Source organism: Escherichia sp. MOD1-EC7003 (assembly GCF_002965065.1).
Lineage (GTDB): Bacteria > Pseudomonadota > Gammaproteobacteria > Enterobacterales > Enterobacteriaceae > Escherichia.
In genome coordinates this window covers 1-325 of sequence record NZ_PTRE01000256.1, presented here as the reverse complement: position 1 = coordinate 325, position 325 = coordinate 1, and the positions used below count along the sequence as shown (strand labels likewise).

At 47.4% G+C, this 325-nt stretch carries 1 protein-coding gene; it reads left to right on the top strand.

Features of this window, described 5'->3' with window-relative positions; all coding sequences use genetic code 11:
• Positions 1–118 precede the first annotated feature (118 nt).
• Positions 119–325: helix-turn-helix domain-containing protein (locus tag A7090_RS24955; protein WP_157941481.1), on the top strand; the 207-nt coding region annotated here is incomplete at its 3' end.

Sequence of the window (325 nt, the reverse complement as noted above, 5' to 3'; positions counted from 1 at the left end):
TTATCAATTTGCGCGTAAGACCTCGCCCAATCGGGCGGGGATATAAGCGCGGTAACTGCGTAACATTTTTTGACCTTCGTCAATATGGCTTACATTTTTCAGCGTATTTTGTAAGCCTATGAAACGCGCCTATAAATACAGATTCTATCCAACACCCGATCAGGTTGAGCTTTTGGCTCAAACGTTCGGGTGTGTGCGTTTTGTCTATAACTCGATCCTGCGTTGGCGCACCGATGCGTACTACGAACGGCAGGAGAAGATAGGCTATACACAAGCCAGCGCTCGCTTAACAGCACTGAAAAAAGAGCCAGATTTTGCCTGGCTC